This is a genomic window from Candidatus Sulfurimonas marisnigri, assembly GCF_015265475.1.
GTDB classification, from domain to species: Bacteria; Campylobacterota; Campylobacteria; order Campylobacterales; family Sulfurimonadaceae; genus Sulfurimonas; species Sulfurimonas marisnigri.
The window spans coordinates 1,175,049-1,197,001 of record NZ_CP054493.1; the positions used below are offsets into that span (position 1 = coordinate 1,175,049).

Sequence of the window (21,953 nt, forward strand, 5' to 3'; positions counted from 1 at the left end):
ATTCAACCTCTGGGGTTTAGTTTTGGGGTTTAGTTTGGGGTTTAGTTTTTATTTAATAGCCAGCAAAACTTGGTACTCATGTAAAGCAAAATCATCTGTCATGCCGCTGATGTAGTCTATGATTAGTCGTACTCTGTAGTACCATTCAAGAATTTTAAATGACTCTACATCCTCTTTATCAAGCTTTTTAACATCATTTGAGTACGCTACAACATGCTTTGATGCTATCCTTTTTATAAGTCTCATGGCAATAAAGCACTCTATCTCCTCATCACGCATTAACTTCTCAAAATCTTCTGAGCTCAGCCCTAAAAGAGGTTTATAAATATTTAGCAGTCCATTTATAATTGCGTAGCCTTGAAGTTCCAGTTTTTGGACATGTGCATTTTTGTAAATATGTTTTTCAGATATATTTTGTAAAATCTCAATAGCTTTGTAGTACTTACTATGTTTATCATACTCAAGTAATGCACTATTAAACTTGCCCTTAAAAATGGCTTCGTGGTTGTCAATATAAATATCTACGACATGAGACACTAAAGAGGTCACTAGTTTTGCTCTTACTAGAGTAAAAAACATGTTGAACTGGAAAGGTTCATCGTCATTTTTTGCCTTTTGGTATCTATCTTCTATAACATCTAGTAGATAGTTTTCTCCCTCTTCTTCACACTCTGCTTTTATGAGGTTATAAACCTCATCCAAACTAAGTATCCCTTTTTCAACAGAGTCTTCCAAGTCTGCTGTAAGGTAGGAAATGTCATCAGCTGCTTCCATGATGTAAGTTATTGGGAATCTATGTCCATGTTCTACATCTAGTTTTTTTTGAATCTGCTCTATTAAATCTTTTTCACTGTAGTAAAACCCCGGTTTTTTCATAAGATAATCAAAAGGTTCTCCCTTTTTTGGTCTATCTTCAAATGCACCTCTTGTATATTTTAGTACTGCTAGAGTTTGAGTGTAGGAGAGGTTTAGTTTTTGCAGTTTTGTGATTACTCTTATGGCTTGTGCGTTTCCGTCATAGTTGCAAATATCTTTAGCAATCATCCCTTTGAGTTTTTTACTTTCATCATAACTTGAAGAAAAGCTTTCAAGTATTGGCAGAGCATTTTCTTTTATCCATTTGTTGATAGTTTTTTCTGCAAAATGTCCAAACGGTGGGTTACCAATGTCGTGAAGTAAACTTGTCATCTCTGCAGTAGATACAAACGCATCTTTAAGACCGTCCAAGCAATATGTCTTAAGTTCTTCTTCTGTGAGCTTTGAGAAAATAGTTTTAGCAATGAAACGGGCAGTCTGTGCCACTTCAAGAGAGTGCGTAAGTCTTGTGCGAATAGATGCGTTTAGTTCTAATGCAAAAACTTGCGTACGTTTTTGGAGTCTTCTAAATGCAGGTGCAGAGAGTATTCGACCTCTGTCACTCTCTATAGAGTAGTCAAGATTATCAATGGGGTAAAACTCTCTATCTACTGTCAACTTTTTACTATAATCAATCATCTATTGCCTTATTAGATATATCTAAACTTTGAGTGCATGATTTACTTTTTCGTTTAGTTTACATGCATGGGAATTATAACTTGTTTTCATGTAATCATGCCAAAGTTATTTTGTGAACACTTTTTGCTTTTTGACATTTGATCCACATCTTTTATTTGTTACGATACTTCTAGACTAAGGATATGTCATGAACAATGGTTTAATTCGAGTTGATGTTGCTAGTACCCACAATCCAAAAGTTAATCAGAATATACGGTTCCTAAAAATGGTGAAAATCAATTTAATGCTTAACGATAAAGGAGGCTGATCCTTTCGTATAGCAAATGAACTTACTATATGTATCTTGTGCTCAAGGATGAGATAAGATACATTCTAAACCTCTATAACCATCGACATAGTTTCAAGCTTACTAAAATACTCTATCCATCTTTATTATTTTTCCACGGTCATCAGCAATATACATTTTACCATCATCGTCAAAACATAATCCTTCCTGACTAGACTTAGGTAGTTTGTAGGTTTTTATTGTTTTCTCATTTATTGGGTCATATGCTATCAAAAGGTTATCGTTGTCACTAATCATGTATAAAATATTTTGATAGTAACTAAGTGCAGCGATATCTACATAACCATGATTGAAAATTTTTGTTATTTTCGCCTTCTTATTTTCAAGTGTATCTATTGTGAAAACGATTGAAGAGTCCTCTTTGGGGTAGATATTGTATGACTGGTTAGATAGATATAAAACATCATCTATAAGCTCAATCGCTTCTAATCCATGCTTCTTATCTTTTTTCAGAACTTTTATGCCATTAAATTTTCTTTTTATAGGAACCTCTTTTATAATATTGAAACTTTTTGCATCAACAACTAAAACAGAATCATCACCTTCAACACAGAGATATAAAAGTTTTTTTTCATTGTCACATGCAATGCCTTCTAAATCAAAACGTCCAAGATAATGTTCTCTTTTTATTTTTCCTTTTTTGGAGAGTTCATATATGCTCCCCTCATCATTCACAACAAAAAGAGTTTTTGATAGAGTGTAAAAACAGATGCCCGATGCCTCTGGTATTTTAGCAATAACTTTTTCTTTAGCAATGATTTGAGTAAATATACCCAACGATAGGATTAAGGTTATTATCATTTTCATTTGATGTCCGTTAGTGTATATTGTATTTTAAATCCCTTTTATAGCTTCTACAAAGATGTCACAACTACTCTGTGAAGAAAATACAAAGTTTACTTCCATTGTATCATCTGTATCTAAAAAAGATTTAACGCTCTTGTAGGCAACTTTAGCTGCATCATCCTTTGGATAACCGTAAATACCCGTAGAGATAGCAGGAAACGAAATACTATGGCATTTCAGATCTTTAGCAATTTTGAGTGAGTTGATATAGCAGTTTGAAAGAAGCTCTTCACAACGATTTTTACAAGATGTATAAATTGGTCCAACAGTGTGAATCACATATTTTGCCTTCAAATTTCCTGCAGTTGTTACAGTAGCATCTCCGGTAGGCAAACCATCTGGATAGGTAGATGTTCTAAGCTTTTTACACTCACTAAGAATTTTCTCTCCACCTGCACGATGTATGGCACCATCCACACCACCTCCACCGAGAAGTGATCTGTTTGCCGCATTAACTACCGCACATACATCCTCTTGTGTTATATCTGCTATTTTTATGTTTATATTTTTCATTTTCATACCTTCTGGCGTTGGATAGCTTTGTAATTGTACAATATTTGACTTTATAGATTTGTGTATAATAATTCAATGATATAATTATTTAATCTCTTGTTTATTACAAAAGGAAAACAACCAATGATACCGTTTAATCATCTAGGATTTGTCTTTAAATATTTTGGCTCTGTTATATATCCAAAAAAGGTCTTAGAAGAACTCTGCATATTTTTAGAACCATTGTCTAATAAAGCATCAGTTTTAGATGTCGGAGCAGGGACAGGTATGATGAGTGAGTTAGCATATAGATGCAATAGTGAGCTGAGATATGTAGCGGTAGACCCAGCGAATGGTATGCTCAAATATGCTGAGGATTATGTAGAAATACATATAGCAACTGCAGAAGTACTCCCTTTTGATGATGATAGTTTTGATGCCATACTTATGGGAGAATCACTGCACCACTTTGATGACCCTGATGTTGCTATGAAAGAAGTTGTGCGAGTTTTGAAGAAAAATGGAAAACTATTTATTTATGATTTTGATAAGGGAACATTTATGGGCAAGAGCCTCTGGGCTATGGAAAAACTATTGGGTGAGCCTGCTCATTTTTATGAAGTACATGTACTAAAAAAGATGCTAGAAGGGAATGGTTTTACCGTTGAAGTAAGCAATCATAGTTGGCGTTATACTGTGAGTGCCACTTTATAAATATTTAATATCTTATTTCAAAATCACCGCTAAATGTCTCATCACATGGGTGTCTCTCTATATTTTTTACGATACTTTTGGTCGAGCCTTTTTTGAGTATCTCGATAAATCTATTTATATCATTTTCATTACATGTAACGCAGGCTTCAACAGATCCGTTTGGCAGGTTTTTAACATATCCGCTAAAGTTTTCTTTGATGGATTTTTCATAAGTACTTTTTCTGTAAAAAACACCTTGTACTCTTCCATTTATAATAAATTTATAATTTTTCATGAAGATTCCTTCTGTATTAATGTATCAAAATTTTACTTATATTTTAGATATAGATTAAAGTGGAGATTCAGCCTCTGGGATATATCTTATAAAGTCTCAATATCAACCAGTTCTACACGCTCACAATCTTTCTTTAGTAACTTTTTAGTTGCTGCATCTTCTTCTGCTAGTACTAGAATATCTGCAAAGTCATCTTTAGTTACCTCAAATGAATGTAGCTCTTTGGTAGTTTTAATTTTTAAAGATGCGTCTGTACCAGTAGAGAGTAGTGCAATATTTCTAAAACCTTTGGCAAATTCACTTTTTATAGCTTTAGCTACTTTTTCGTTCAAAAGTAACTCTTTTAGAGATATCTCTTTATTTAAATCCCCATTACACAGAATTTTATATGTTACCATTATTGTCCCATTCATTTCTAGCCTTTTAACCTATTATCGTTCACAATAATATCCTATTGTTTAGGAAAGAACTAAATTTATTGCATAATGTCATTTTTTTATATAATATAATGGACTCTAAACTTATAATAAGGAATTAATATGTACACAGTATATCTTGCAGGAGAAATCCATTCTAACTGGAGAGAAGAAATTATAATAGGTTGCAAGGGTTGTGATATTAAATTTCTTACACCTGAGCACGACCATCAAAGTAGTGATGATATAGGTAAAAATGTAGTAGGAGAACAAGATAGTAGTTTCTACAATGACCATGTTAGTGCAAAAATAAACTCTATGAGAAATCACACCTACATCAAACAATCAGATATAGTAGTTGTAAGGTTTGGTGAAAAGTATAAGCAATTCAATGCTGCCTTTGATGCTGGATACGCAAATGCACTAGACAAAAAGTTAATAGTTATTCATCCCCAAGAATTTATACATGCACTCAAAGAAATTGACGCAGCAGCATCAGCAGTTGTAAACTCTCCATCTCAAGTTGTTGATATACTTAAACATTTAGTGAGATAAATAAACAGCTATTTTTCAGTTTTACTGGTTATGAATATATCTACATGTAGATTATATTAAAAGTGGAGATTCAACACAATGGGGCGTAGTCTTTACATCAAACCACGCATCATTAGATGTTTATACATGTGCTTAAGCATATATACATCAAAAACCCACCATGAATAACGTGGAACTGAAATATCTTTCCAAAAAGGTATAGAAGGCATTGGTCCATCATAACCAAACTCTGCCATGATTATTTCACCATACCTTGGTTTTAATGGGCAAACTGTGTAGCCATCAAACTTTTCTTCTAATGGTTTGTTACCCATAACTGAAATAATATTTTTTGCTACAATCGGTGCATGATGACGAGCAGAACCACCAGTTTTACCCATAGGAATTCCACACACATCACCTATTCCAAATATATTTTTATAACGGCGATGTTGAAGAGTAAATTTATCTACTTCAAGCCAACCTTTTTCAGGTCCTTCTTCCCATACTAGATTTGACTCTCTAACAGCTTCAACAGGACTCATAGGTGGAACAATATGTAGATAGTCATAATCTAAAACAACTTCCTCCTCCATAGATTCTATCCCCCACTCATCTTTATGCTCATAAATATAATGAAAAGTAGCCTTCTTATTTTTTACATCTACTTTAATAAGGTTGTGCTTAAATTTTGTTGACATTCCTTCGTAGCTATCTTGCGCTTTTTGTAGCTCATCTGCTATGTTTTTAAGACTAAAAAGTTTTCCCCCTGCAGTCGTGAAAATCATCTCAGTATGAAGTTTTTTCTGCTTTAAATAATCAGCACATAGACAAAGCATCTTCTGAGGAGCACCACCACATTTAATGGCCGTTCTTGGCTGAGTAAATATAACACGAGGCTTTTTGCCAGACTCTATCTCTTTAGTTATGTCCTTTAGCCATGTCCAACTTGTTGAACCACCGTCAGCTGTGCCTTTTTCAAAGTCTGAAAGATAAACAGATGAAAGTCCATTTGTTCCTATATCTTCTTTCTTCAGCCCTTCAATCCAGTCGTAGTTACACGCTGCACCCGTGGCTATAACAAGGTAGTCATAGCTAACATCTTCGCCGTTTCTAAGAGTTATTTTATTGCTATCAGCATCAATATTTTTAACTTCATCTTTAATCCAATTTACATCACTAGGTATAAAATCATTATTGTTCATGATAATATCTTCAGTCTGGTATACACCTGTTGCAATAAAAACTTGTCCTGGTTGATAAAGATGAGTTTCATTGGGAGCTATAATAGTGATATCTGGGTTAGAAATTTTTGACTTTAAGTGTGCCATTGCCATGATTCCACCAGCGCCTGCACCAATAATTACAATTTTTCCCTTAACATCAGTTGCAGCTTCTGCTTCGCTTGACATTGACCCATTAGCTATTACCATAGCTGCTACAGGTGAAATTCCTATTAACTTAATGGCATCACGTCTTGATAAATTACTTTCTATATTTAAAGTCTTTTTTGGCTCTTGATTCATTATATATCCTACTTATTAAATTAATAAGAAAGTATAATGTTATATAACTAAAATAAATCTTAAATAGTAAAATATTTTTTACTTAAATATTATCTAGTTTATAGTGGATATTCCATTTTTATTTTTTTACAACTCCACAACCCTCTCAAACATCTCTTTAATCTCCATCTCATGGCTAATCAAAAATATCTGCCTGTACTGCTCTTTAATGGTGTGAAATGCTTCTAGTATCTCCATCCTTCTTGCTTCATCTTGACTTCCGAACACTTCATCAAACGCTAAGAAACCTATGGAACTAGCACCGCTTAGTTCTGTTAGAGTTTTTGAGATAGCTATGCGTAGAACTAAGTTTGCTAGGTCTATCTCTCCACCTGAAAATCTCTCTATCGGGTACTTTTTTCCCTCATCATAGATGAAAAAGTCGAAGTCGTTGCTTACCTCTATGTGTTGGTATTTGCCTTTTGTTATTTGGGAGTACATCTCAGAGGCAACGCTTGAGATGCGAGGTGCTACTTTGGCATTTAGTTTTGTCTTAAACTCTGCAAGAGAGAGTTTGATTTTCTCGTAGTCCACTAAGTCATCTTTTTTAGTTTGCACTTTTTTGAGTTGAGTTTCGTTGTTCTCAAGTGAGTTTTGAATGTTTTTTATCTCGCCGTCTATCTTTGCAGTTTGTACTTTTAGCTCGTTTATAAATGCTGTTTTTGACTCTATGGTTTTGAGAAGACCTTCGTGCTCATCAAGTGCGTGTTTATGCTTCACATCGTCATAAATCACGAGTTTAAACTCTGCTTCTTTATCGCTACATGTAGAGTCTAAAACCTCGATGTTTTTAGTTACGTTTGCTAGGTCGGATTTAACTAAGACAAATCTTTTCAGCTCTGTTTCAAGGCTAAGTAAATGTTTGTATTTTGGCTCTAACTCAGTAAAATTACTCAAAATAATGTAGTGTTGTTTCTCATCGTAGTTATACTGCTCAAGCTCTTTTAACGCTTCTTTATTTTTGAGACCTTTTTTCTCTACATGTACAAAATGTTCTTGTGCAGTTTTTAGGTCTTGAAGCTTACTTTGTATAAGATTCAGACTCTTTGAAAGCTCCAAGTGTTCCTTCTCTTTAGCTTTCTTCTGGGCTTCAAGTGTAGCTTTTTGAGTTTGCACATGTAGAAGTTGTTTTTTAAACTCGGTTATCTTTTTTTGGTGCGTGTTATTTACTATATCTACTAGCGAGTTTATAACATTGTCGTACTCTTCTATAAGCGGTCTGGTACATGTAGGGCACTCAGATTCACTCCCTAGCTCTTTAAGTTTTGCTATTTTTGAGTTTGTGACGTCTATCTGCTTTTGTTCTCCAGCCATCTCTGCTAGAAGCTCTTTTTCTATGGTGTGTTTAGCTTCTATGTCATCTTGTCTTATATGAAGGTCTTGATCTAAATTCTTTATGTCAAAAGTGTACTGCTCGTACATCTCACACGCTTTTTCTAGAGTGTGAATGTCGGACTTACTTTTAGTGTACTGGTCTCTTAAGTTTACTTGCTCTTTTTGTAAACCCTCTTTTTTGAGGTGAAATTCTTTTAGCTTCTCTTGGTTTTTTAGTTGCTCTTGCAGGTTTATGTACTCTGATTTTAGGTTGCCTAGCTTGTTTAGTTCTTCTTGTTTGTGCTCTAGCTCGTGAACCTCGGCCGATAGTTTTACTTGGTTCATAACCTCAGAAGACTTGGAGTTTTTAGCAAGTTCAAGTTCTGAGAACAGCTTTTGTTTTTGCTCTTTTGTTTTAGCAAAAACCTCTAGTTCTTTTTTTACATGTAGCTCTCGACTCTTAATACTCTCAAGCTCTTTTGTTTTACTTTTCTCATCTTCACTAATAGATTTTTTAGCATCTTCATTACTCTTTATTTGCTCTTGTTTTAGCTTTATCTCATCTTCACCAAGAAGCACTTCTGCAAATGCACTTATCTCACGTTTTAGCTCTCTGCTTTTCTCAACCAGCTCTTTTTCCACGAAGTCTATCTTCTCAAGTCCGAGAAGTTTTCGTATCATCTTTTTACGGTCTTCATTTTTTAGAGTGCTTAGGCTTATCAGCTCTTTTTGAGAAGCGAAAAGCGTGTGCATAAAAGCATCTTTACTCATCTTTGTTAGGTTTACTATGGAAGTTGTAACCTCTTTTGCTCCCGTAGTTGTAAGCTCACCGTTTTTATAAAACTTTGCGTGTGCACTTAGAGCTTTTCCACGGAACTCCCGCACCACTTTGTACTCCAAGCTTTCAAACTCAAACTCTAGTTCTACAACAACAGGGTCTTTCACAGATGCATTTGCATTTCGAATTAGCTCTTTATTTCCTCTTGTTTTAGCTTCACCGTAAAGTGCAAAAAGTATAGCCTCAAATATGGTAGATTTCCCGCTTCCGTTCTTGCCGATGATGCCCACAAGACCCTCGCCAAACTCTATCTCAAATTCGGTGTATTTTTTAAAGTTGGTAAGCTTTATATTAGATAGTATCATTCGATATATCCTCATATTGTGCAAACAGTTCTTGAACTTTAAATTTTAGTCTTTCATACTCTTTTTCTTTCGTCTCTTCTTTGATATGCTCTAAGAAAAACTCCTCTAAAGAGAGTGCTTCTACGCCATCTATATTTGCCTCGTTTTGCTCATGTATAAACTCTCTTTTTACACTCACACTCATAGCATCAGGGAATAGATTTTTTATATCTGTGTTTTGAATATCAATAGATTGCAGAGCTGTTAAGTTTGTAAGTCTTACCTCCACAATCGCATCTTTTGTATCACTAGCGTCTAAAGTTTTTAGTGACTCTTCAAACTCTTCACAATCTATCTCTTTAAGAATTATAGGTCGTATTTTTATCTCTCGATAATCTACATGTAGAGTGTCGTTTAACTCTACATGTATAAAACCTTTTGAGTTTCTTTTGTCGTTTAGTGATGTTCTCTCAGTTGAACCGCTGTAGTAAACATTTTCATGTTTGCCGACTTTTCCAAAGCCGTGCCAGTGACCAAGAGCAACATAGTCCATCATCTTAAATATATACTCTTTGTCGCTCGGGTAAACCCACTCTCCAAACTCTTGCATTAAGTACCAAGCACCAACTGAGCAGTGCATCATCATAACATTCTTCTTACATGTAGAGATGTTTTCCTCGCAAAGTTCTATCTGAGAGAGTGCCTTTGTATCATCGTTCATGTGGGGCAGGGTATGAAACACTATGTCGTCAAACTCCACTTTTTTGTACTCTTGATTGTACGATACATGTAGATTTTTAAAACCCTCAAATATCCTTAAAATAGGGCTACTTAGATTAGTTCTAGGAGTTGAGTGATTTCCAGCTATAAGGATAAATGGAATGTCAAGTGAGTCTATGATTTTAAACTGTTCAAGTGCAAAAGTTATAGCACGGTTTGAGGGGCTAGAGCGGTGAAACAAATCACCAGTGTGTATAATGTAGTCGGGTTTTATAAGTTTGATTTGCTCAACCACTTGAGAGAAAGCGTTATAAAAATCTGCTTCTCTTTGGTTGATGTTCTCTTCGTTTAAAATATCTAAGTCGTTATACCCTAAATGAGTATCGCTAAAGTGTATTATTTTCAAATATTTTCCTGATATAACAACAGCAGTCGTTTTATTTTTTATATATTCTTTGAACAGAATTTATCCAAGGCTCATATCTACTGCCATACTTTAACTCTACTTTATATTGTGGAGATATGCTTTGTCTATTTTTATAATTATTTGCTGTTTTGACATCTTTGAAGACTTGTTTAAATCTATAAGGTAGATAAACGTTTCGTATACTCAGTTGTTGTATGTAGCCATATATGCTCTTGTCTTTACTACTTTGACCTAGTTTAACAACTCCTTTAACTATTATATAACTAACTTTACTAGTATATTTTCGTCTCAATTTATCATAATCTAAACCTGCGTCGATAGCAAAAAGTCTTGACGCTGATAACTGTTCACTAGTTAAACTCTCTTTTGCGCGATTATAAGATCTTTCTCTACCTTTAGAATATTTATTCTCATTATATAAAATCTCATTTGCTACAAAATCTTCTTCTGCTAACTTTAAAGATTCTTTATATGCTTCACCGTCATACTCTAGAACTATAAAAGCCTCTTTGCTTTCTTTTTCGTTATTTTTAGAATCTATATATTTATTTGTATCTAATCCTAGCTCTTTTAATTTAGTAGTGTCTAGCCAATCAACGCCAGGTGAGCGTTTTGTTTTCTTTAGAGTTCTGTAATTTATTCTAAGAGATATGTTGCTGATTTCTTCTTGCATTACATATGGCAGTTTCAGTTCCCTTTGTGTTAATGTCGTATCAGATGTTGTCTCGCCAGATCTATTGATATATACACCTGTAAGTACAACTAAGTTAGTCGTAATCAATAATATGAAAGCTGCTAAAAATAGTTTAGAAGAAGAGTTTAATTTTTTCATGATACCTTCCCTTGTGTATTACTTAGTAGCTTTTCTCTAAATCTTTTTAGCACTATAAGTATAAAAACAGCACTTAACCCTATAACTAAAAAGAAGATGTATTTTGGCATCCAAGCCCACCACCAGTTGTAAAACTTTGTATAAAGAAAAATAACAAAAAATACATTTCCCATATTTGTAACTTCTGCTAAGCCTTTTTTGATACCAATATATATGGCAAAAGCACTAAAGCCAAATCCTAGAAGCTGGTAAAAGCCCTCTATGAAATTTTTGTCCATATTTATATAGCTTATTACTCCATAATTTGAGAGTACAAGTACAGGCAAGAAGAACAAAAACATAGAAAAATACCTATAAATGACATCAAAATTTGAGTATTTACTATGGTTTATAAATGAGAGTAAAAATAGAATTAGTGCAATCGGAAAAAAGTTTTCGGGATTATCTGAAAAATTAATCCAGTAAGCTCCACCCAAAACTCCAACCTTTACCGATAGAAAAAATGAAAAGAATATAATCCCTACACCTAAAAGTAGTCTTGCATTTAAAGCGTAAGCCAGTAAAAATGCAAAAAGTGACCATACAAAAAAAGCATTTGGAGATTCTGAGATATTAAATATTTGACCCAACATAGATAGATTTAAAATAAATGTAACAAAGGTAAGAAGTCCTGAGATTTTTGTATAGTAATCTCTACTTTGCTGTTTTGATAGATAAGCAGTTAGAAAAAAGAAAACAGTTGGAGTTAAAATAAGTATCATAACTTGAGTAGTCTCTACAAAATCACCCCAAAATTGCATGAAAAGAAAAAATATACTAAAAGCTAATCCTAAAGCCGCTAAAAATGAAGCTATCTTCATACCAAGGCTAATTTGTTTCTCATTTTTAGTTGTCTCTGTGTCAAATTTTAAATAGTAGTTAGATAAAAGTTTTTGATGGTATTGAGATATTTTTTCGTCTTGTTTGTCAGTAAGAGAAATGATATCTGCGTCTTTTAAAACCTCTAGTTCAGCTTGGAATGACTTTATCTGGTCGGTTCTTTGTTGTGCTGTTAGAGATGATTTATTTTGCATTTATTTTTTACCAAAAAACTTATAGTAAAAATCTTTTATTGTTCTTAGTTTTGCACTGCTTACTGCAAGATGACCACTCTCGATTTTACCGCTTCTTACAGTTGTTCCCGCAGCTACCATAACATCATCTTCTATTGTAATTGGAGCTATCAGTTGGCTGTCACTTCCAACAAATACATTTTTGCCAATAATGGTCTTATGTTTATTGATGCCATCATAGTTACATGTAATGACTCCTGCACCAATATTTGTACCTTCGTCAATCTGAGCATCGCCAATGTAGCTTAAGTGGCCAGCTTTAACACCTTTTAGAGAACTCTTCTTAACCTCTACAAAGTTTCCTATATGAGTGTCTTCTATAAATGAAGCAGGGCGCAGATGTGCCAGTGGTCCGACATCTGAGTTTTTAACGATGCTATCTTCTATAACTGTTCCTGCCTTTATGTGAGAGTTTACTATTAGTGTTTTGCCAGTTATGCGGCATCCGTTTTCTACTATACACTCGCCTTCAAATATTACTCCATCTTCAATGTATGTTGTTTGAGGAAGTTGCATAATAACGCCTGACTTCATTAATTCAGATTTGATTCTATTTTGCATTATCTCTTCTGCAACTGCTAAATCTAGTTTTGAGTTAATCCCCTTAAAATACTCCTCTTCAACAAGTAGTGGAGAAATTCTAAGTCTGTCCTCTTTAGCCATTGCTATAACATCTGTTAAATAGTATTCTTTTTGTGCGTTGTCATTATTTAAAAGAGGAATATACTTCTCAATTACACTTTTTGAAAACGCGTAAACTCCAGCATTTACTGTTGTTACTTTTAGTTCATCTGCTGATGCATCTTTTTGCTCAACAATTTTTTGAACTTGAGTGTTCTCAATAATAACACGACCATATCCATCTGGATTTACAAGGTTAAATATTGACATTATGATGTCGGCATCACTATCTAAAAAACCTTTTAACGAATCTGCAGTTATTAGTGGCATATCTCCGTTTAAAACTAAAACTTTCTCATTTTTAACTCTTACATCTCTCATGGCTCCACCGGTTCCAGGAAAGTTTTTGGCATCTTGAACAACAAAAGTTATATTACTAAAGTAAGAGTTCATCTGCTCTTTTACACTCTCTTTTTGATGTGCGATTACCACTGTAACGTCATCACTTATTTCTACTGATGATTTTATAATATGATAAAGCATAGGCTTGCCACTTATGGAGTGAAGGACTTTTGCCTTAGTTGATTTCATACGGCTACCTTGACCGGCAGCTAAAATGACTATACTTATTTTATCTTTGTTCATAAATTTCTCTTGTTAATTAAATTGTTTGAATTATACCCTTTTAGGTTATGTATATGAAATTAAATTGAGAAAATAACCATTTTAGTGTTGAGCCTAATATATTTTGTGGTATTATAAGCCTAATATTTTGGTTTAAGGTTTGTGAATGGATTTAGGTACGGTCATTGGTATTGTTTTAGTCATGGCGCTTCTAGCGGGCGCTATGTCAATGGGTGTTGGTGTAGGCGCTTATATCGATATTCCTTCTGTTTTAATCGTTATCGGTGGTAGTATTGGTGCCTTGATGATTTCATTTAAACCGTCTCAGATGAAGTCGTTTACAAAAATCTTCATGATAGCTGTTAAGCCGCCTGAAGAGGATAAAGCTGAGCTTATCAAAAAACTTATTGGATTTGCTACCAAAGCAAGAAAAGATGGTATTTTAGCACTGGAGAGTGAAGTTAATGGCGAGCCAAATGAATTTTTAAAAAAAGGTTTATCAATGGCCATTGATGGAAATGAGCCTGATACTATACGTGACCTTTTAGAAATTGATATGGAGCAGACAAGTACCCGTCATAAAATTAATGGTTCTATGTTCTCTCAGTGGGCAGGACTTGCAGGGGCTATGGGTATGGTTGGTACTCTTATTGGTCTGGTTGCGATGCTTCTAAATATGGCTGACCCATCTGCGATTGGTCCGTCAATGGCAGTTGCATTACTTACAACCATGTATGGTGCCATAATCGGTAATGTTGTTGGTACACCTATTGCAATTATACTTGGAATTAGAAATGATGACGAGACTTTAGTTAGAGAAATGATTATTTCAGGAATTATGTCAATTCAATCAGGAGATGCGCCAAGGGCCTTAGAAGCAAAACTTCTAAGTTTCTTAGCACCAATAGAACGCGTGAGTCAGTTTGACTAATGGCTAGAAAAGTAAAATGTCCTGATTGTGAGAGATGTCTCCCCGGTTGGTTAGCAGCCTTTGGAGATTTAATGTCTCTTCTTTTATGTTTTTTTGTTTTACTGCTCTCTATGTCAAGTATGGATGCGAAGAAAATATCTGAAGCTATAGGATCTCTCTCTGGTGCTATGAGTGTTTTAGAGGGTGGTACAAAAACTGAAATTTCTAAACAACGAATACAAGAATCAACACCAATAGAATCAAGAGATGAAACATCTGAGCAGGTAAACAGAATTACTGTGTCAGCTGCTCAAGCTGTTATTGATGCAAATGAAATGATTGAAAAAGGGCATGCGCCTTCAATTGTTTTAGAAGAGGCTCAGGATGGTTTTGTAATAGAGCTACCAGCTTCACTGCTGTTTAAATCAGGAAGTGCAACTATACAAAATGATGATGCAATACTTTTTTTAAAAAGAATAGCTCTTATTATTGCAGAACTACCAAACGAGATAAAAGTGAGCGTTCAGGGGCATACAGATAGCCAAGGACCTGCCCAAAGCAGTATATTTAAAGACAATTGGGAACTCTCTTCGGCCAGAGCAATATCTGTTTTACAAGAACTTTTACTTGATGGAGTTGACCCAAAACGCATTAGTGCATCAGGGTATGCTGAGTTCTCACCAAAAGCAACAAATGTAACAAAAAGCGGTAAAGAAAAGAACCGTAGAGTAGAGTTACATTTCTTTGGTGCAAAACCTAAAGATAAAGCTAAAGTTAGAGAAACTGTTTTAGATAAGGCAGCAAATAAATAATGCTTAAACTGTTTCTATTACTTTTGGGCGTAAGCACATTTTTGGGTGCTGAAGCTGTGCAGATTCCTACCATGAATTTTCAGCTTTCTGCTCCCGACACTCCACAGCAACTAGTTAGTTCTCTAAATGTTTTAGTAGTTCTAACACTACTATTCTTGGCTCCTAGTATGGTTCTTGTTATGACAACGTTTACTCGCTTTGTTATAGTCTTTGGCTTTCTAAGACAAGCACTCGGTACTCAGCAAGTTCCACCTACTCAGCTTCTTGTAATGCTAGCTATGGTTCTAACATTTTTTGTAATGGAGCCAGTCGGCACCAAGGCCTATGAAGCAGGGATTAAACCATATATAGAAGAGAAAATTGGCTATGAAGAGGCCTTTGATAAAACTGCTTTGCCATTTAAAAACTTTATGATTAGAAATACACGAGAGAAAGATTTAGCTCTGTTTTTTAGAATAAGAAAAATGGATAATCCTCAAAGTGTAGCAGAAGTTCCTTTGTCTATAATAATTCCAGCTTTTGTTATTAGTGAGTTAAAAACAGCTTTTGAGATAGGTTTTTTACTCTTTTTGCCATTTCTTGTAATAGATATGGTTGTCGCATCTATATTGATGTCAATGGGTATGATGATGCTTCCACCGGTAATGATAGCTCTGCCCTTTAAGATACTTGTGTTTGTTCTTATAGATGGATGGAACTTGCTTATTGGTAATCTTATAGCCTCAATAAAGTAGTAATAGATGGATTGTAAATATTTCGGAGTATGCGGAGCTTGTAGAATCTATGAAGATGGATATGCTGCTCAATTAAATGAGAAATTAGAATTAAATAGAGATAGATTTAAAAGTTTTTATAGTGGTGAAATATCTGTTTATGATTCCCCCCAGCAAAACTACCGCTCAAGAAGTGAGTTTAAGATTTGGCATGATGGCGACATCCTTCGATATGCAATGAACCATGTGGATAAAAAAGGTGTTGTATTTGTTGATGAATGTCCGCAAGTCAATGAATTTATATTTGAATTAATGCCAAAACTTCTTTGTGAAATCACTGAGGAACAGATAGGTTTTAAGCTTTTTGGTGCTGATTTTTTAAGCTCAAGAAGTGGTGAGATAGTTGTTTCACTCCTTTACCATAGAAAGCTAGACGAGGAGTGGCAAGAGAAAGCTTCTGAGATAGCAGGAAAACTTGGCATATATATAATAGGTAGAAGTCGCAAGCAAAAAGTTGTTATAGGGCAAGATTATATAACAGAAACTCTACATGTACAGACCAAAGAATATAAGTTTAACTATATTGAAAACAGTTTCACTCAGCCAAATACTAAAGTAAATGAGCAGATGATTTCATGGGCTTTGAAGAATTTATCTGATATTGATGGAGATTTGCTTGAACTTTATTGTGGTGCAGGAAATTTCACTATACCTTTTGCAAAAAAATTCAATAAAGTATTAGCGACTGAAATATCTAAATCATCTATTAATGCAGCAAAAGCCAATATGCTTTTAAATGATGTAAGTAACATTGAGTTTGTACGAATGAGCGTAGAGGAGTTTGTTCAGGCTCTTGATGGTGTTAGAAGTTTTAGAAGAATGAATGAAATAGAGATAAGCTCATATAATATTGAGAGTATATTTGTAGATCCGCCAAGAAGTGGAATGGATGTGGCTTCATGTGAGTTTAGTTCAAGATATGAGCATATTTTATATATATCTTGTAATCCAGAGACATTGGTGAGAGATTTAGAGCTATTATGCCAAACACATGATGTTGTTGATATGGCTCTATTTGATCAGTTTCCTTATACCCATCATGTTGAGATGGGTGTTAAATTAGTCAAAAAAGGTAGTAAGCAATGAAAAATATATTTGTAACTTTAGTTTTTTTATCGTTTTTAAATGCAGGTGAAATGCCAAACTTGGAAGCAGGTGAAGTAAAGAGAATAGGAGCTATCATAAAAGACATTGGTAAACTTCGTATTGATAATAATAAATGTCAAAGTCAACTGAATGAAGAGAAGCAAAAAAACGCTGTCTTAAGGGCTGAAAAAGACTTTGAAAATGATTTAGCAACTAGCAATAAGAGTTTGTCAAAAAAAGTTGCAGAGTTAGAAAAAATCATTATAACTCTAAGAAAAAAAAATAGCGGTGTTACTAAAGAAAACAATACTTTTCCTAAGTTGATGATGAAAGAAAAATATAAAGAAGAGGTTACTGCTTTTAAGGCTGCAGCATTTGTTTTATCAACTGATTCTATTATCTATAGCTCAATAAAAGGCAAAAAAATTGATAAGTGGGAAAAAGGGACATCTTTTACATCAAATAAAAAGAGTAAAAACTGGATTAAAATTACGGGCTATTTTGTAAATAAAAAATGGAAAATTAGCGAAGTTGATATGTGGGTAAAAATAGCACAGGTATCTAAGAAGTAGTTCTTTTTTCTCATATAGTTAAAAGTTATATAATTGTATGCTTTATACATGTAGATAGAAAAGGAGTCTATTATGTGTATTCCTCATGGTGCAACTGGAGCAAAGGATAGTTCTTATATCAACACTAAGCCTAAGAAGCACGTAAAAAAAGTTGCTCAGCATATATTTGAAAAAGGTGACCCGAATTTCGTTGATGAAAGGCGGTTGGAAGAAGACAGCATAAAAGATAAAAAATCTTTTCTTAGCTCGCTTTTTGATGATTAGTTTTTTAGTCACAACTAACATAAATAAATTAAATATTATATTTAATGTTATTTTAATAAAGTTCTTACATTCCTTCTAGTACAATCATTATAAAATTTATATAATAAATATTTTGGGAAGTTAAATTTCTTGAATGAGTAATATAATGGAGAATAATATGAGTAAAAAAATTATAATAGTAGATGATTCGAAGACTGTTCTGGCAACTGCAGAAATGGCTTTAGAAGGCTTAGTTAATGATGGAACAATTGTCTTAAAGACATACGTGAATCCAGCAGAGCTTCATGATGCATTAATTGGTGGAACTGAAGATTATGACCTGCTGATAAGTGATATAAATATGCCTCAGTTAAATGGTTTGGATTTAGCAGCAGAACTCAAGCAAATTGCTAATTTTAAAAGCAAGCCAATTCTTATTTTGACTACAGAGAGTTCAGCTGAAATGAAGACAAAAGGAAAAGAAATCGGTGTTACTGGATGGCTTGTTAAGCCTTTTAGTGATGAGAAGTTAGTTAAAGCCATTAAGATGGTATTGGGAATCTAAATTATATGGATAATAAGAAAAAAATAAAAGAGATTAGTACAGCGCATAGGTACTTAACCTTTTTTGTTGATGATGAGCAGTATGGTATAGATATCTCTAGAATAAAAGAGATTATAGCTCCTATAGCAATAACACATATACCAAAGACCCCACCATTTGTAAAAGGTGTTATTAATTTACGTGGTTCAATTATTCCCGTAGTTGATGTAAGACTGAAATTTGATATGCAAGAGCGTGAGATAGATATCAATACCGCAATTATAATCTATGAAGTAGATAAATCTTCCATAGGATTCATAGTTGATCAAGTAGAAGATGTTCTCTCTATAGAAGATAAGTATATTTCCGATGCCCCTCGATTTGGAGGAAATATTGACACAACTTTTATAGAAAATATAGCTGAAGTAGGTAATGATGTTATCATGCTTTTAAACCTAGAAAAAATATTTGAACCAGAAGAATTATTAGATATAACCAAACTAGAACATGAATATATAAATGAGGAAGAGTAATGAAAAAATTGACACTAACCACACGGATTAACTTAGGATTTGCATTATTAGTGATAATAACATTAGCTTTAGGTGTTATTTCTATTGTAAATATGAAAAGTAGTGAAGTTGATTCTCATAAATTAGCAGAAATATATGTCCCTGAAGTAGAAATTGCTAACAATATAGAGCGCTATGCAATATTAGCAATGTATGATATTAAGAGTTATTCTTTAAGTGAAGATAAAAAATTTTTAGATTCGGGAAGAAAAACTATCAAAAAAGTAAAACATTACCTAGATGAAGCTAAAGAATTTGCTCAAAGATTCTCTTTAGCTGACTTAGTTAAGCAAGAAGCTGAAGCAAGAAAAAGTATAGATATATATGAAGAATTAGTAACTGAAATTGAAGAACTTAAGAATGCAACTGTTAACGCAAGAATTTTGATGGATGAAAGTGCTGATGTATTTATGAAAAACGCTAATTTATATCTTTATAGCAGTAATAAAATACTTGAAAAAGAAATTTTAAATAAATCAGCTAATTATAAGCTTAGTAGAAGTGTTCAAAAAATTACATTGATTAATGAAATAATTAATTTAGTGAATGATTCAGCGATAAAAAACTTCAAGTTTCAATCATCTGGTAAAGTAGAAATTTTAGATTCAGCTTTTGAAAACTTTATTAATATTGAAAATAGACTAAAATTAATTAGAAAAAGCACCTTCATAAAGGCAGATATAAATAAAATAGATGTATTAAGTAATAGTACCAATAATTATGAAAAAGCTATTAAAGGATATTTGTTCGCATGGAAAGAGATGAAATTTATTAATGTACAAATGGATAATGCTGGGGGAATTGTCTTAAAATCCTCTCAAATTATCTCCAAAATCGCAATGGAGAATGCAAATAATATATCAAAAGAATCTGAAGAAAATTTATCAAAATCTTCTTACATTTTAATGGTAGGCTTAATTATTTCACTTATAGTTGGTGCTAGTATTTCTATATTTCTTGGATATTTCATAACAAAGCCAATTATAAATGCTGTTAAATCTATTATTGAATCGAACGAGCAAGTGTTAAGTGCTTCTACAGAGATTGCAGATTCTGCTACAGCTCTTGCAGAAGGTGCGAGTGAGCAAGCTAGTAGTGTTGAGCAAGTTAGTGCTACAGTAGAAGAGTCTACAGCAATTAATAATCAAAATTCAACTAACTCTCGTGAAGCTGATATCCTAGCTAAAGATGCTAAAGCTTCTGCTGAGAATGGTTCTAAAAAAGGTGAAGAATTAATAGAATCGATGAATGAGATTAATAAATCAAGTGAGAGAATTTCTAAAATTATCAAAACAATTGATGAGATTGCTTCACAAACAAAACTTCTGGCACTTAATGCTGCAGTAGAAGCTGCCCGTGCAGGTGAACATGGTCTAGGGTTTGCAGTTGTTGCAGATGAAGTTAAAAGTCTTGCTCAACGCTCCTCAGATGCTTCTACTGAGACAGCGGCTATTATCGAAGAGTCAATTGCTCAAACAAAAAAAGGTGCAGAGATAGCTAAACTTACTTCTCAATCATTTGAAGATATTCTAGACCGTATAAATAAAACATCTAACCTTATAAGTGAAATTTCTGTATCTGCAAAAGAACAGAGTGATGGAATGAATCAAATTGCTATAGCAATAAGCGAAATAGACCAAGTTACACAACAAAATGCAGCTACAAGCGAAGAGACAGCCGCATCTTCAGAAGAACTTAGTGCACAAGCAGTATCTATGAAAGAAACTGTAAATATTATTGCTGCCATGGTTGGTGAATCAACAACTATATCTGAAAATACACATACGATAAATCAAGTAAAACGTTCTCCAAAAAAAGCTAAATCTGTAAGGTCGTATTCAAGAGGTTCTAAAGATATCTTTCCATTAGATGAAGAAGACCTTAAGGAGTTTTAGATGACTATTGATGGTGATACTCTTGAAGTTTAGCTTGTGTAAATGTATATAAATAATAAAAATTAATTAATTAATTTTTATTATTTTTAATAATGTTCTTACATTCCTTCTAGTACAATCATTATAAAATTTATATAATAAATATTTTGGGAAGTTAAATTTCTTGAATGAGTAATATAATGGAGAATAATATGAGTAAAAAAATTATAATAGTAGATGATTCGAAGACTGTTCTGGCAACTGCAGAAATGGCTTTAGAAGGCTTAGTTAATGATGGAACAATTGTCTTAAAGACATACGTGAATCCAGCAGAGCTTCATGATGCATTAATTGGTGGAACTGAAGATTATGACCTGCTGATTAGTGATATAAATATGCCTCAGTTAAATGGTTTGGATTTAGCAGCAGAACTCAAGCAAATTGCTAATTTTAAAAGCAAGCCAATTCTTATTTTGACTACAGAGAGTTCAGCTGAAATGAAGACAAAAGGAAAAGAAATCGGTGTTACTGGATGGCTTGTTAAGCCTTTTAGTGATGAGAAGTTAGTTAAAGCCATTAAGATGGTATTGGGAATCTAAATTATATGGATAATAAGAAAAAAATAAAAGAGATTAGTACAGCGCATAGGTACTTAACCTTTTTTGTTGATGATGAGCAGTATGGTATAGATATCTCTAGAATAAAAGAGATTATAGCTCCTATAGCAATAACACATATACCAAAGACCCCACCATTTGTAAAAGGTGTTATTAATTTACGTGGTTCAATTATTCCCGTAGTTGATGTAAGACTGAAATTTGATATGCAAGAGCGTGAGATAGATATCAATACCGCAATTATAATCTATGAAGTAGATAAATCTTCCATAGGATTCATAGTTGATCAAGTAGAAGATGTTCTCTCTATAGAAGATAAGTATATTTCCGATGCCCCTCGATTTGGAGGAAATATTGACACAACTTTTATAGAAAATATAGCTGAAGTAGGTAATGATGTTATCATGCTTTTAAACCTAGAAAAAATATTTGAACCAGAAGAATTATTAGATATAACCAAACTAGAACATGAATATATAAATGAGGAAGAGTAATAA

General features: G+C 33.5%; 24 protein-coding genes. 13 read left to right on the forward strand and 11 right to left on the reverse strand.

What is annotated here, in order from left to right; genetic code table 11:
* Window positions 1–48: 48 nt before the first annotated feature.
* The 3 genes from dgt to HUE87_RS05915 form a co-directional block, all read right to left on the reverse strand.
* Window positions 49–1,494, reverse strand: coding sequence for a dGTPase (dgt, locus tag HUE87_RS05905; RefSeq protein WP_194367795.1), 1,446 nt, complete (start codon window positions 1,492–1,494; stop codon window positions 49–51).
* A gap of 409 nt (window positions 1,495–1,903) precedes the next feature.
* On the reverse strand, window positions 1,904–2,647 hold the full coding sequence (locus HUE87_RS05910; RefSeq protein ID WP_194367796.1) for an SdiA-regulated domain-containing protein: 744 nt from the start codon (window positions 2,645–2,647) through the stop codon (window positions 1,904–1,906).
* 27 nt (window positions 2,648–2,674) lie between these two features.
* A complete protein-coding gene (locus HUE87_RS05915) occupies window positions 2,675–3,199 on the reverse strand; it encodes an O-acetyl-ADP-ribose deacetylase (protein WP_194367797.1) in 525 nt (174 codons plus the stop codon).
* A gap of 123 nt (window positions 3,200–3,322) precedes the next feature.
* Between HUE87_RS05915 and HUE87_RS05920 the strand changes: the two genes are divergently transcribed.
* On the forward strand, window positions 3,323–3,892 hold the full coding sequence (locus HUE87_RS05920; RefSeq protein WP_194367798.1) for a class I SAM-dependent methyltransferase: 570 nt from the start codon (window positions 3,323–3,325) through the stop codon (window positions 3,890–3,892).
* Between the two features lie 4 nt (window positions 3,893–3,896).
* On the opposite strand, the gene HUE87_RS05925 is transcribed toward HUE87_RS05920, so the two are convergent.
* A complete protein-coding gene (locus tag HUE87_RS05925) occupies window positions 3,897–4,166 on the reverse strand; it encodes an acylphosphatase (RefSeq protein WP_194367799.1) in 270 nt (89 codons plus the stop codon).
* Between the two features lie 86 nt (window positions 4,167–4,252).
* The gene (locus HUE87_RS05930; RefSeq protein ID WP_194367800.1) at window positions 4,253–4,579 is read right to left on the reverse strand and encodes a hypothetical protein; all 327 of its coding nucleotides are present in this window, start codon (window positions 4,577–4,579) and stop codon (window positions 4,253–4,255) included.
* Between the two features lie 126 nt (window positions 4,580–4,705).
* On the opposite strand from HUE87_RS05930, the gene HUE87_RS05935 reads away from it, so the two are divergent.
* Window positions 4,706–5,137 carry a YtoQ family protein gene (locus HUE87_RS05935; RefSeq protein ID WP_194367801.1) on the forward strand — a complete coding sequence of 144 codons (432 nt, stop codon included), beginning with the start codon at window positions 4,706–4,708 and terminating at the stop codon, window positions 5,135–5,137.
* Between the two features lie 92 nt (window positions 5,138–5,229).
* Here the strand turns inward: HUE87_RS05935 and HUE87_RS05940 are convergent, their stop codons facing one another.
* The 6 genes from HUE87_RS05940 to glmU form a co-directional block, all read right to left on the reverse strand.
* Entirely contained in the window at window positions 5,230–6,642 is a 1,413-nt protein-coding gene (locus tag HUE87_RS05940) for an NAD(P)/FAD-dependent oxidoreductase (RefSeq protein WP_194367802.1), read from the reverse strand.
* Between the two features lie 126 nt (window positions 6,643–6,768).
* Complete coding sequence (locus tag HUE87_RS05945) at window positions 6,769–9,138, reverse strand: AAA family ATPase (RefSeq protein WP_194367803.1); 2,370 nt, start codon at window positions 9,136–9,138, stop codon at window positions 6,769–6,771.
* Window positions 9,125–10,243 (reverse strand): metallophosphoesterase family protein, encoded by a 1,119-nt coding sequence (locus tag HUE87_RS05950; protein ID WP_194367804.1) that lies wholly within the window; start codon window positions 10,241–10,243, stop codon window positions 9,125–9,127. The genes HUE87_RS05945 and HUE87_RS05950 overlap by 14 nt, the downstream gene beginning before the upstream one ends.
* Before the next feature lie 31 nt (window positions 10,244–10,274).
* Window positions 10,275–11,096: a DUF4824 family protein gene (locus HUE87_RS05955; protein WP_194367805.1), complete on the reverse strand. Its 822-nt coding sequence runs from the start codon at window positions 11,094–11,096 to the stop codon at window positions 10,275–10,277.
* Window positions 11,093–12,169, reverse strand: a complete 1,077-nt coding sequence (locus HUE87_RS05960) for a DUF2157 domain-containing protein (protein WP_194367806.1) — start codon at window positions 12,167–12,169, stop codon at window positions 11,093–11,095. The genes HUE87_RS05955 and HUE87_RS05960 overlap by 4 nt, the downstream gene beginning before the upstream one ends.
* Window positions 12,170–13,474 (reverse strand): bifunctional UDP-N-acetylglucosamine diphosphorylase/glucosamine-1-phosphate N-acetyltransferase GlmU, encoded by a 1,305-nt coding sequence (gene glmU / locus HUE87_RS05965; RefSeq protein WP_194367807.1) that lies wholly within the window; start codon window positions 13,472–13,474, stop codon window positions 12,170–12,172. It lies immediately after the preceding gene.
* Window positions 13,475–13,619: 145 nt separating this feature from the next.
* Here glmU and HUE87_RS05970 point away from each other — a divergent pair, with 145 nt between their 5' ends.
* The 11 genes from HUE87_RS05970 (at window position 13,620) to HUE87_RS06020 (ending at window position 21,950) form a co-directional block, all read left to right on the forward strand.
* Window positions 13,620–14,384, forward strand: a complete 765-nt coding sequence (locus HUE87_RS05970) for a motility protein A (RefSeq protein WP_194367808.1) — start codon at window positions 13,620–13,622, stop codon at window positions 14,382–14,384.
* Window positions 14,384–15,175, forward strand: a complete 792-nt coding sequence (locus tag HUE87_RS05975; RefSeq protein WP_194367809.1) for an OmpA/MotB family protein — start codon at window positions 14,384–14,386, stop codon at window positions 15,173–15,175. Before HUE87_RS05970 ends, HUE87_RS05975 begins: the two co-directional genes overlap by 1 nt.
* On the forward strand, window positions 15,175–15,909 hold the full coding sequence (fliP, locus tag HUE87_RS05980; protein WP_194367810.1) for a flagellar type III secretion system pore protein FliP: 735 nt from the start codon (window positions 15,175–15,177) through the stop codon (window positions 15,907–15,909). Before HUE87_RS05975 ends, fliP begins: the two co-directional genes overlap by 1 nt.
* 6 nt (window positions 15,910–15,915) lie before the next feature.
* On the forward strand, window positions 15,916–17,034 hold the full coding sequence (gene trmA / locus HUE87_RS05985) for a tRNA (uridine(54)-C5)-methyltransferase TrmA (RefSeq protein ID WP_194367811.1): 1,119 nt from the start codon (window positions 15,916–15,918) through the stop codon (window positions 17,032–17,034).
* The gene (locus tag HUE87_RS05990; RefSeq protein ID WP_194367812.1) at window positions 17,031–17,606 is read left to right on the forward strand and encodes a hypothetical protein; all 576 of its coding nucleotides are present in this window, start codon (window positions 17,031–17,033) and stop codon (window positions 17,604–17,606) included. The genes trmA and HUE87_RS05990 overlap by 4 nt, the downstream gene beginning before the upstream one ends.
* Window positions 17,607–17,678: 72 nt before the next feature.
* Window positions 17,679–17,870, forward strand: a complete 192-nt coding sequence (locus HUE87_RS05995; RefSeq protein WP_194367813.1) for a hypothetical protein — start codon at window positions 17,679–17,681, stop codon at window positions 17,868–17,870.
* Between the two features lie 133 nt (window positions 17,871–18,003).
* Window positions 18,004–18,414, forward strand: a complete 411-nt coding sequence (locus HUE87_RS06000) for a response regulator (protein ID WP_229855250.1) — start codon at window positions 18,004–18,006, stop codon at window positions 18,412–18,414.
* Window positions 18,415–18,419: 5 nt separating this feature from the next.
* Window positions 18,420–18,926, forward strand: a complete 507-nt coding sequence (locus HUE87_RS06005) for a chemotaxis protein CheW (RefSeq protein WP_194367814.1) — start codon at window positions 18,420–18,422, stop codon at window positions 18,924–18,926.
* On the forward strand, window positions 18,926–20,860 hold the full coding sequence (locus tag HUE87_RS06010; protein WP_194367815.1) for a methyl-accepting chemotaxis protein: 1,935 nt from the start codon (window positions 18,926–18,928) through the stop codon (window positions 20,858–20,860). The genes HUE87_RS06005 and HUE87_RS06010 overlap by 1 nt, the downstream gene beginning before the upstream one ends.
* A 167-nt stretch (window positions 20,861–21,027) precedes the next feature.
* The gene (locus HUE87_RS06015; RefSeq protein ID WP_229855250.1) at window positions 21,028–21,438 is read left to right on the forward strand and encodes a response regulator; all 411 of its coding nucleotides are present in this window, start codon (window positions 21,028–21,030) and stop codon (window positions 21,436–21,438) included.
* Between the two features lie 5 nt (window positions 21,439–21,443).
* Complete coding sequence (locus HUE87_RS06020; protein ID WP_194367814.1) at window positions 21,444–21,950, forward strand: chemotaxis protein CheW; 507 nt, start codon at window positions 21,444–21,446, stop codon at window positions 21,948–21,950.
* Window positions 21,951–21,953 lie beyond the last annotated feature (3 nt).

Bases quoted from the DNA above. Each gene is read 5' to 3' on its own strand.
- HUE87_RS05975 (WP_194367809.1), top strand. From the start codon at position 14,384: ATGGCTAGAAAAGTAAAATGTCCTGATTGTGAGAGATGTCTCCCCGGT.
- HUE87_RS06005 (WP_194367814.1), top strand. From the start codon at position 18,420: ATGGATAATAAGAAAAAAATAAAAGAGATTAGTACAGCGCATAGGTAC.
- HUE87_RS05925 (WP_194367799.1), bottom strand. From the start codon at position 4,166: ATGAAAAATTATAAATTTATTATAAATGGAAGAGTACAAGGTGTTTTT.
- HUE87_RS05930 (WP_194367800.1), bottom strand. From the start codon at position 4,579: ATGAATGGGACAATAATGGTAACATATAAAATTCTGTGTAATGGGGAT.
- HUE87_RS05915 (WP_194367797.1), bottom strand. From the start codon at position 3,199: ATGAAAAATATAAACATAAAAATAGCAGATATAACACAAGAGGATGTA.
- HUE87_RS05935 (WP_194367801.1), top strand. From the start codon at position 4,706: ATGTACACAGTATATCTTGCAGGAGAAATCCATTCTAACTGGAGAGAA.
- glmU (WP_194367807.1), bottom strand. From the start codon at position 13,474: ATGAACAAAGATAAAATAAGTATAGTCATTTTAGCTGCCGGTCAAGGT.
- HUE87_RS06010 (WP_194367815.1), top strand. From the start codon at position 18,926: ATGAAAAAATTGACACTAACCACACGGATTAACTTAGGATTTGCATTA.
- trmA (WP_194367811.1), top strand. From the start codon at position 15,916: ATGGATTGTAAATATTTCGGAGTATGCGGAGCTTGTAGAATCTATGAA.
- HUE87_RS05910 (WP_194367796.1), bottom strand. From the start codon at position 2,647: ATGAAAATGATAATAACCTTAATCCTATCGTTGGGTATATTTACTCAA.
- HUE87_RS05995 (WP_194367813.1), top strand. From the start codon at position 17,679: ATGTGTATTCCTCATGGTGCAACTGGAGCAAAGGATAGTTCTTATATC.
- HUE87_RS05960 (WP_194367806.1), bottom strand. From the start codon at position 12,169: ATGCAAAATAAATCATCTCTAACAGCACAACAAAGAACCGACCAGATA.
- HUE87_RS05945 (WP_194367803.1), bottom strand. From the start codon at position 9,138: ATGATACTATCTAATATAAAGCTTACCAACTTTAAAAAATACACCGAA.
- HUE87_RS05955 (WP_194367805.1), bottom strand. From the start codon at position 11,096: ATGAAAAAATTAAACTCTTCTTCTAAACTATTTTTAGCAGCTTTCATA.
- HUE87_RS05940 (WP_194367802.1), bottom strand. From the start codon at position 6,642: ATGAATCAAGAGCCAAAAAAGACTTTAAATATAGAAAGTAATTTATCA.
- HUE87_RS06020 (WP_194367814.1), top strand. From the start codon at position 21,444: ATGGATAATAAGAAAAAAATAAAAGAGATTAGTACAGCGCATAGGTAC.
- HUE87_RS05990 (WP_194367812.1), top strand. From the start codon at position 17,031: ATGAAAAATATATTTGTAACTTTAGTTTTTTTATCGTTTTTAAATGCA.
- HUE87_RS05920 (WP_194367798.1), top strand. From the start codon at position 3,323: ATGATACCGTTTAATCATCTAGGATTTGTCTTTAAATATTTTGGCTCT.
- HUE87_RS06000 (WP_229855250.1), top strand. From the start codon at position 18,004: ATGAGTAATATAATGGAGAATAATATGAGTAAAAAAATTATAATAGTA.
- dgt (WP_194367795.1), bottom strand. From the start codon at position 1,494: ATGATTGATTATAGTAAAAAGTTGACAGTAGATAGAGAGTTTTACCCC.
- HUE87_RS06015 (WP_229855250.1), top strand. From the start codon at position 21,028: ATGAGTAATATAATGGAGAATAATATGAGTAAAAAAATTATAATAGTA.
- HUE87_RS05970 (WP_194367808.1), top strand. From the start codon at position 13,620: ATGGATTTAGGTACGGTCATTGGTATTGTTTTAGTCATGGCGCTTCTA.
- fliP (WP_194367810.1), top strand. From the start codon at position 15,175: ATGCTTAAACTGTTTCTATTACTTTTGGGCGTAAGCACATTTTTGGGT.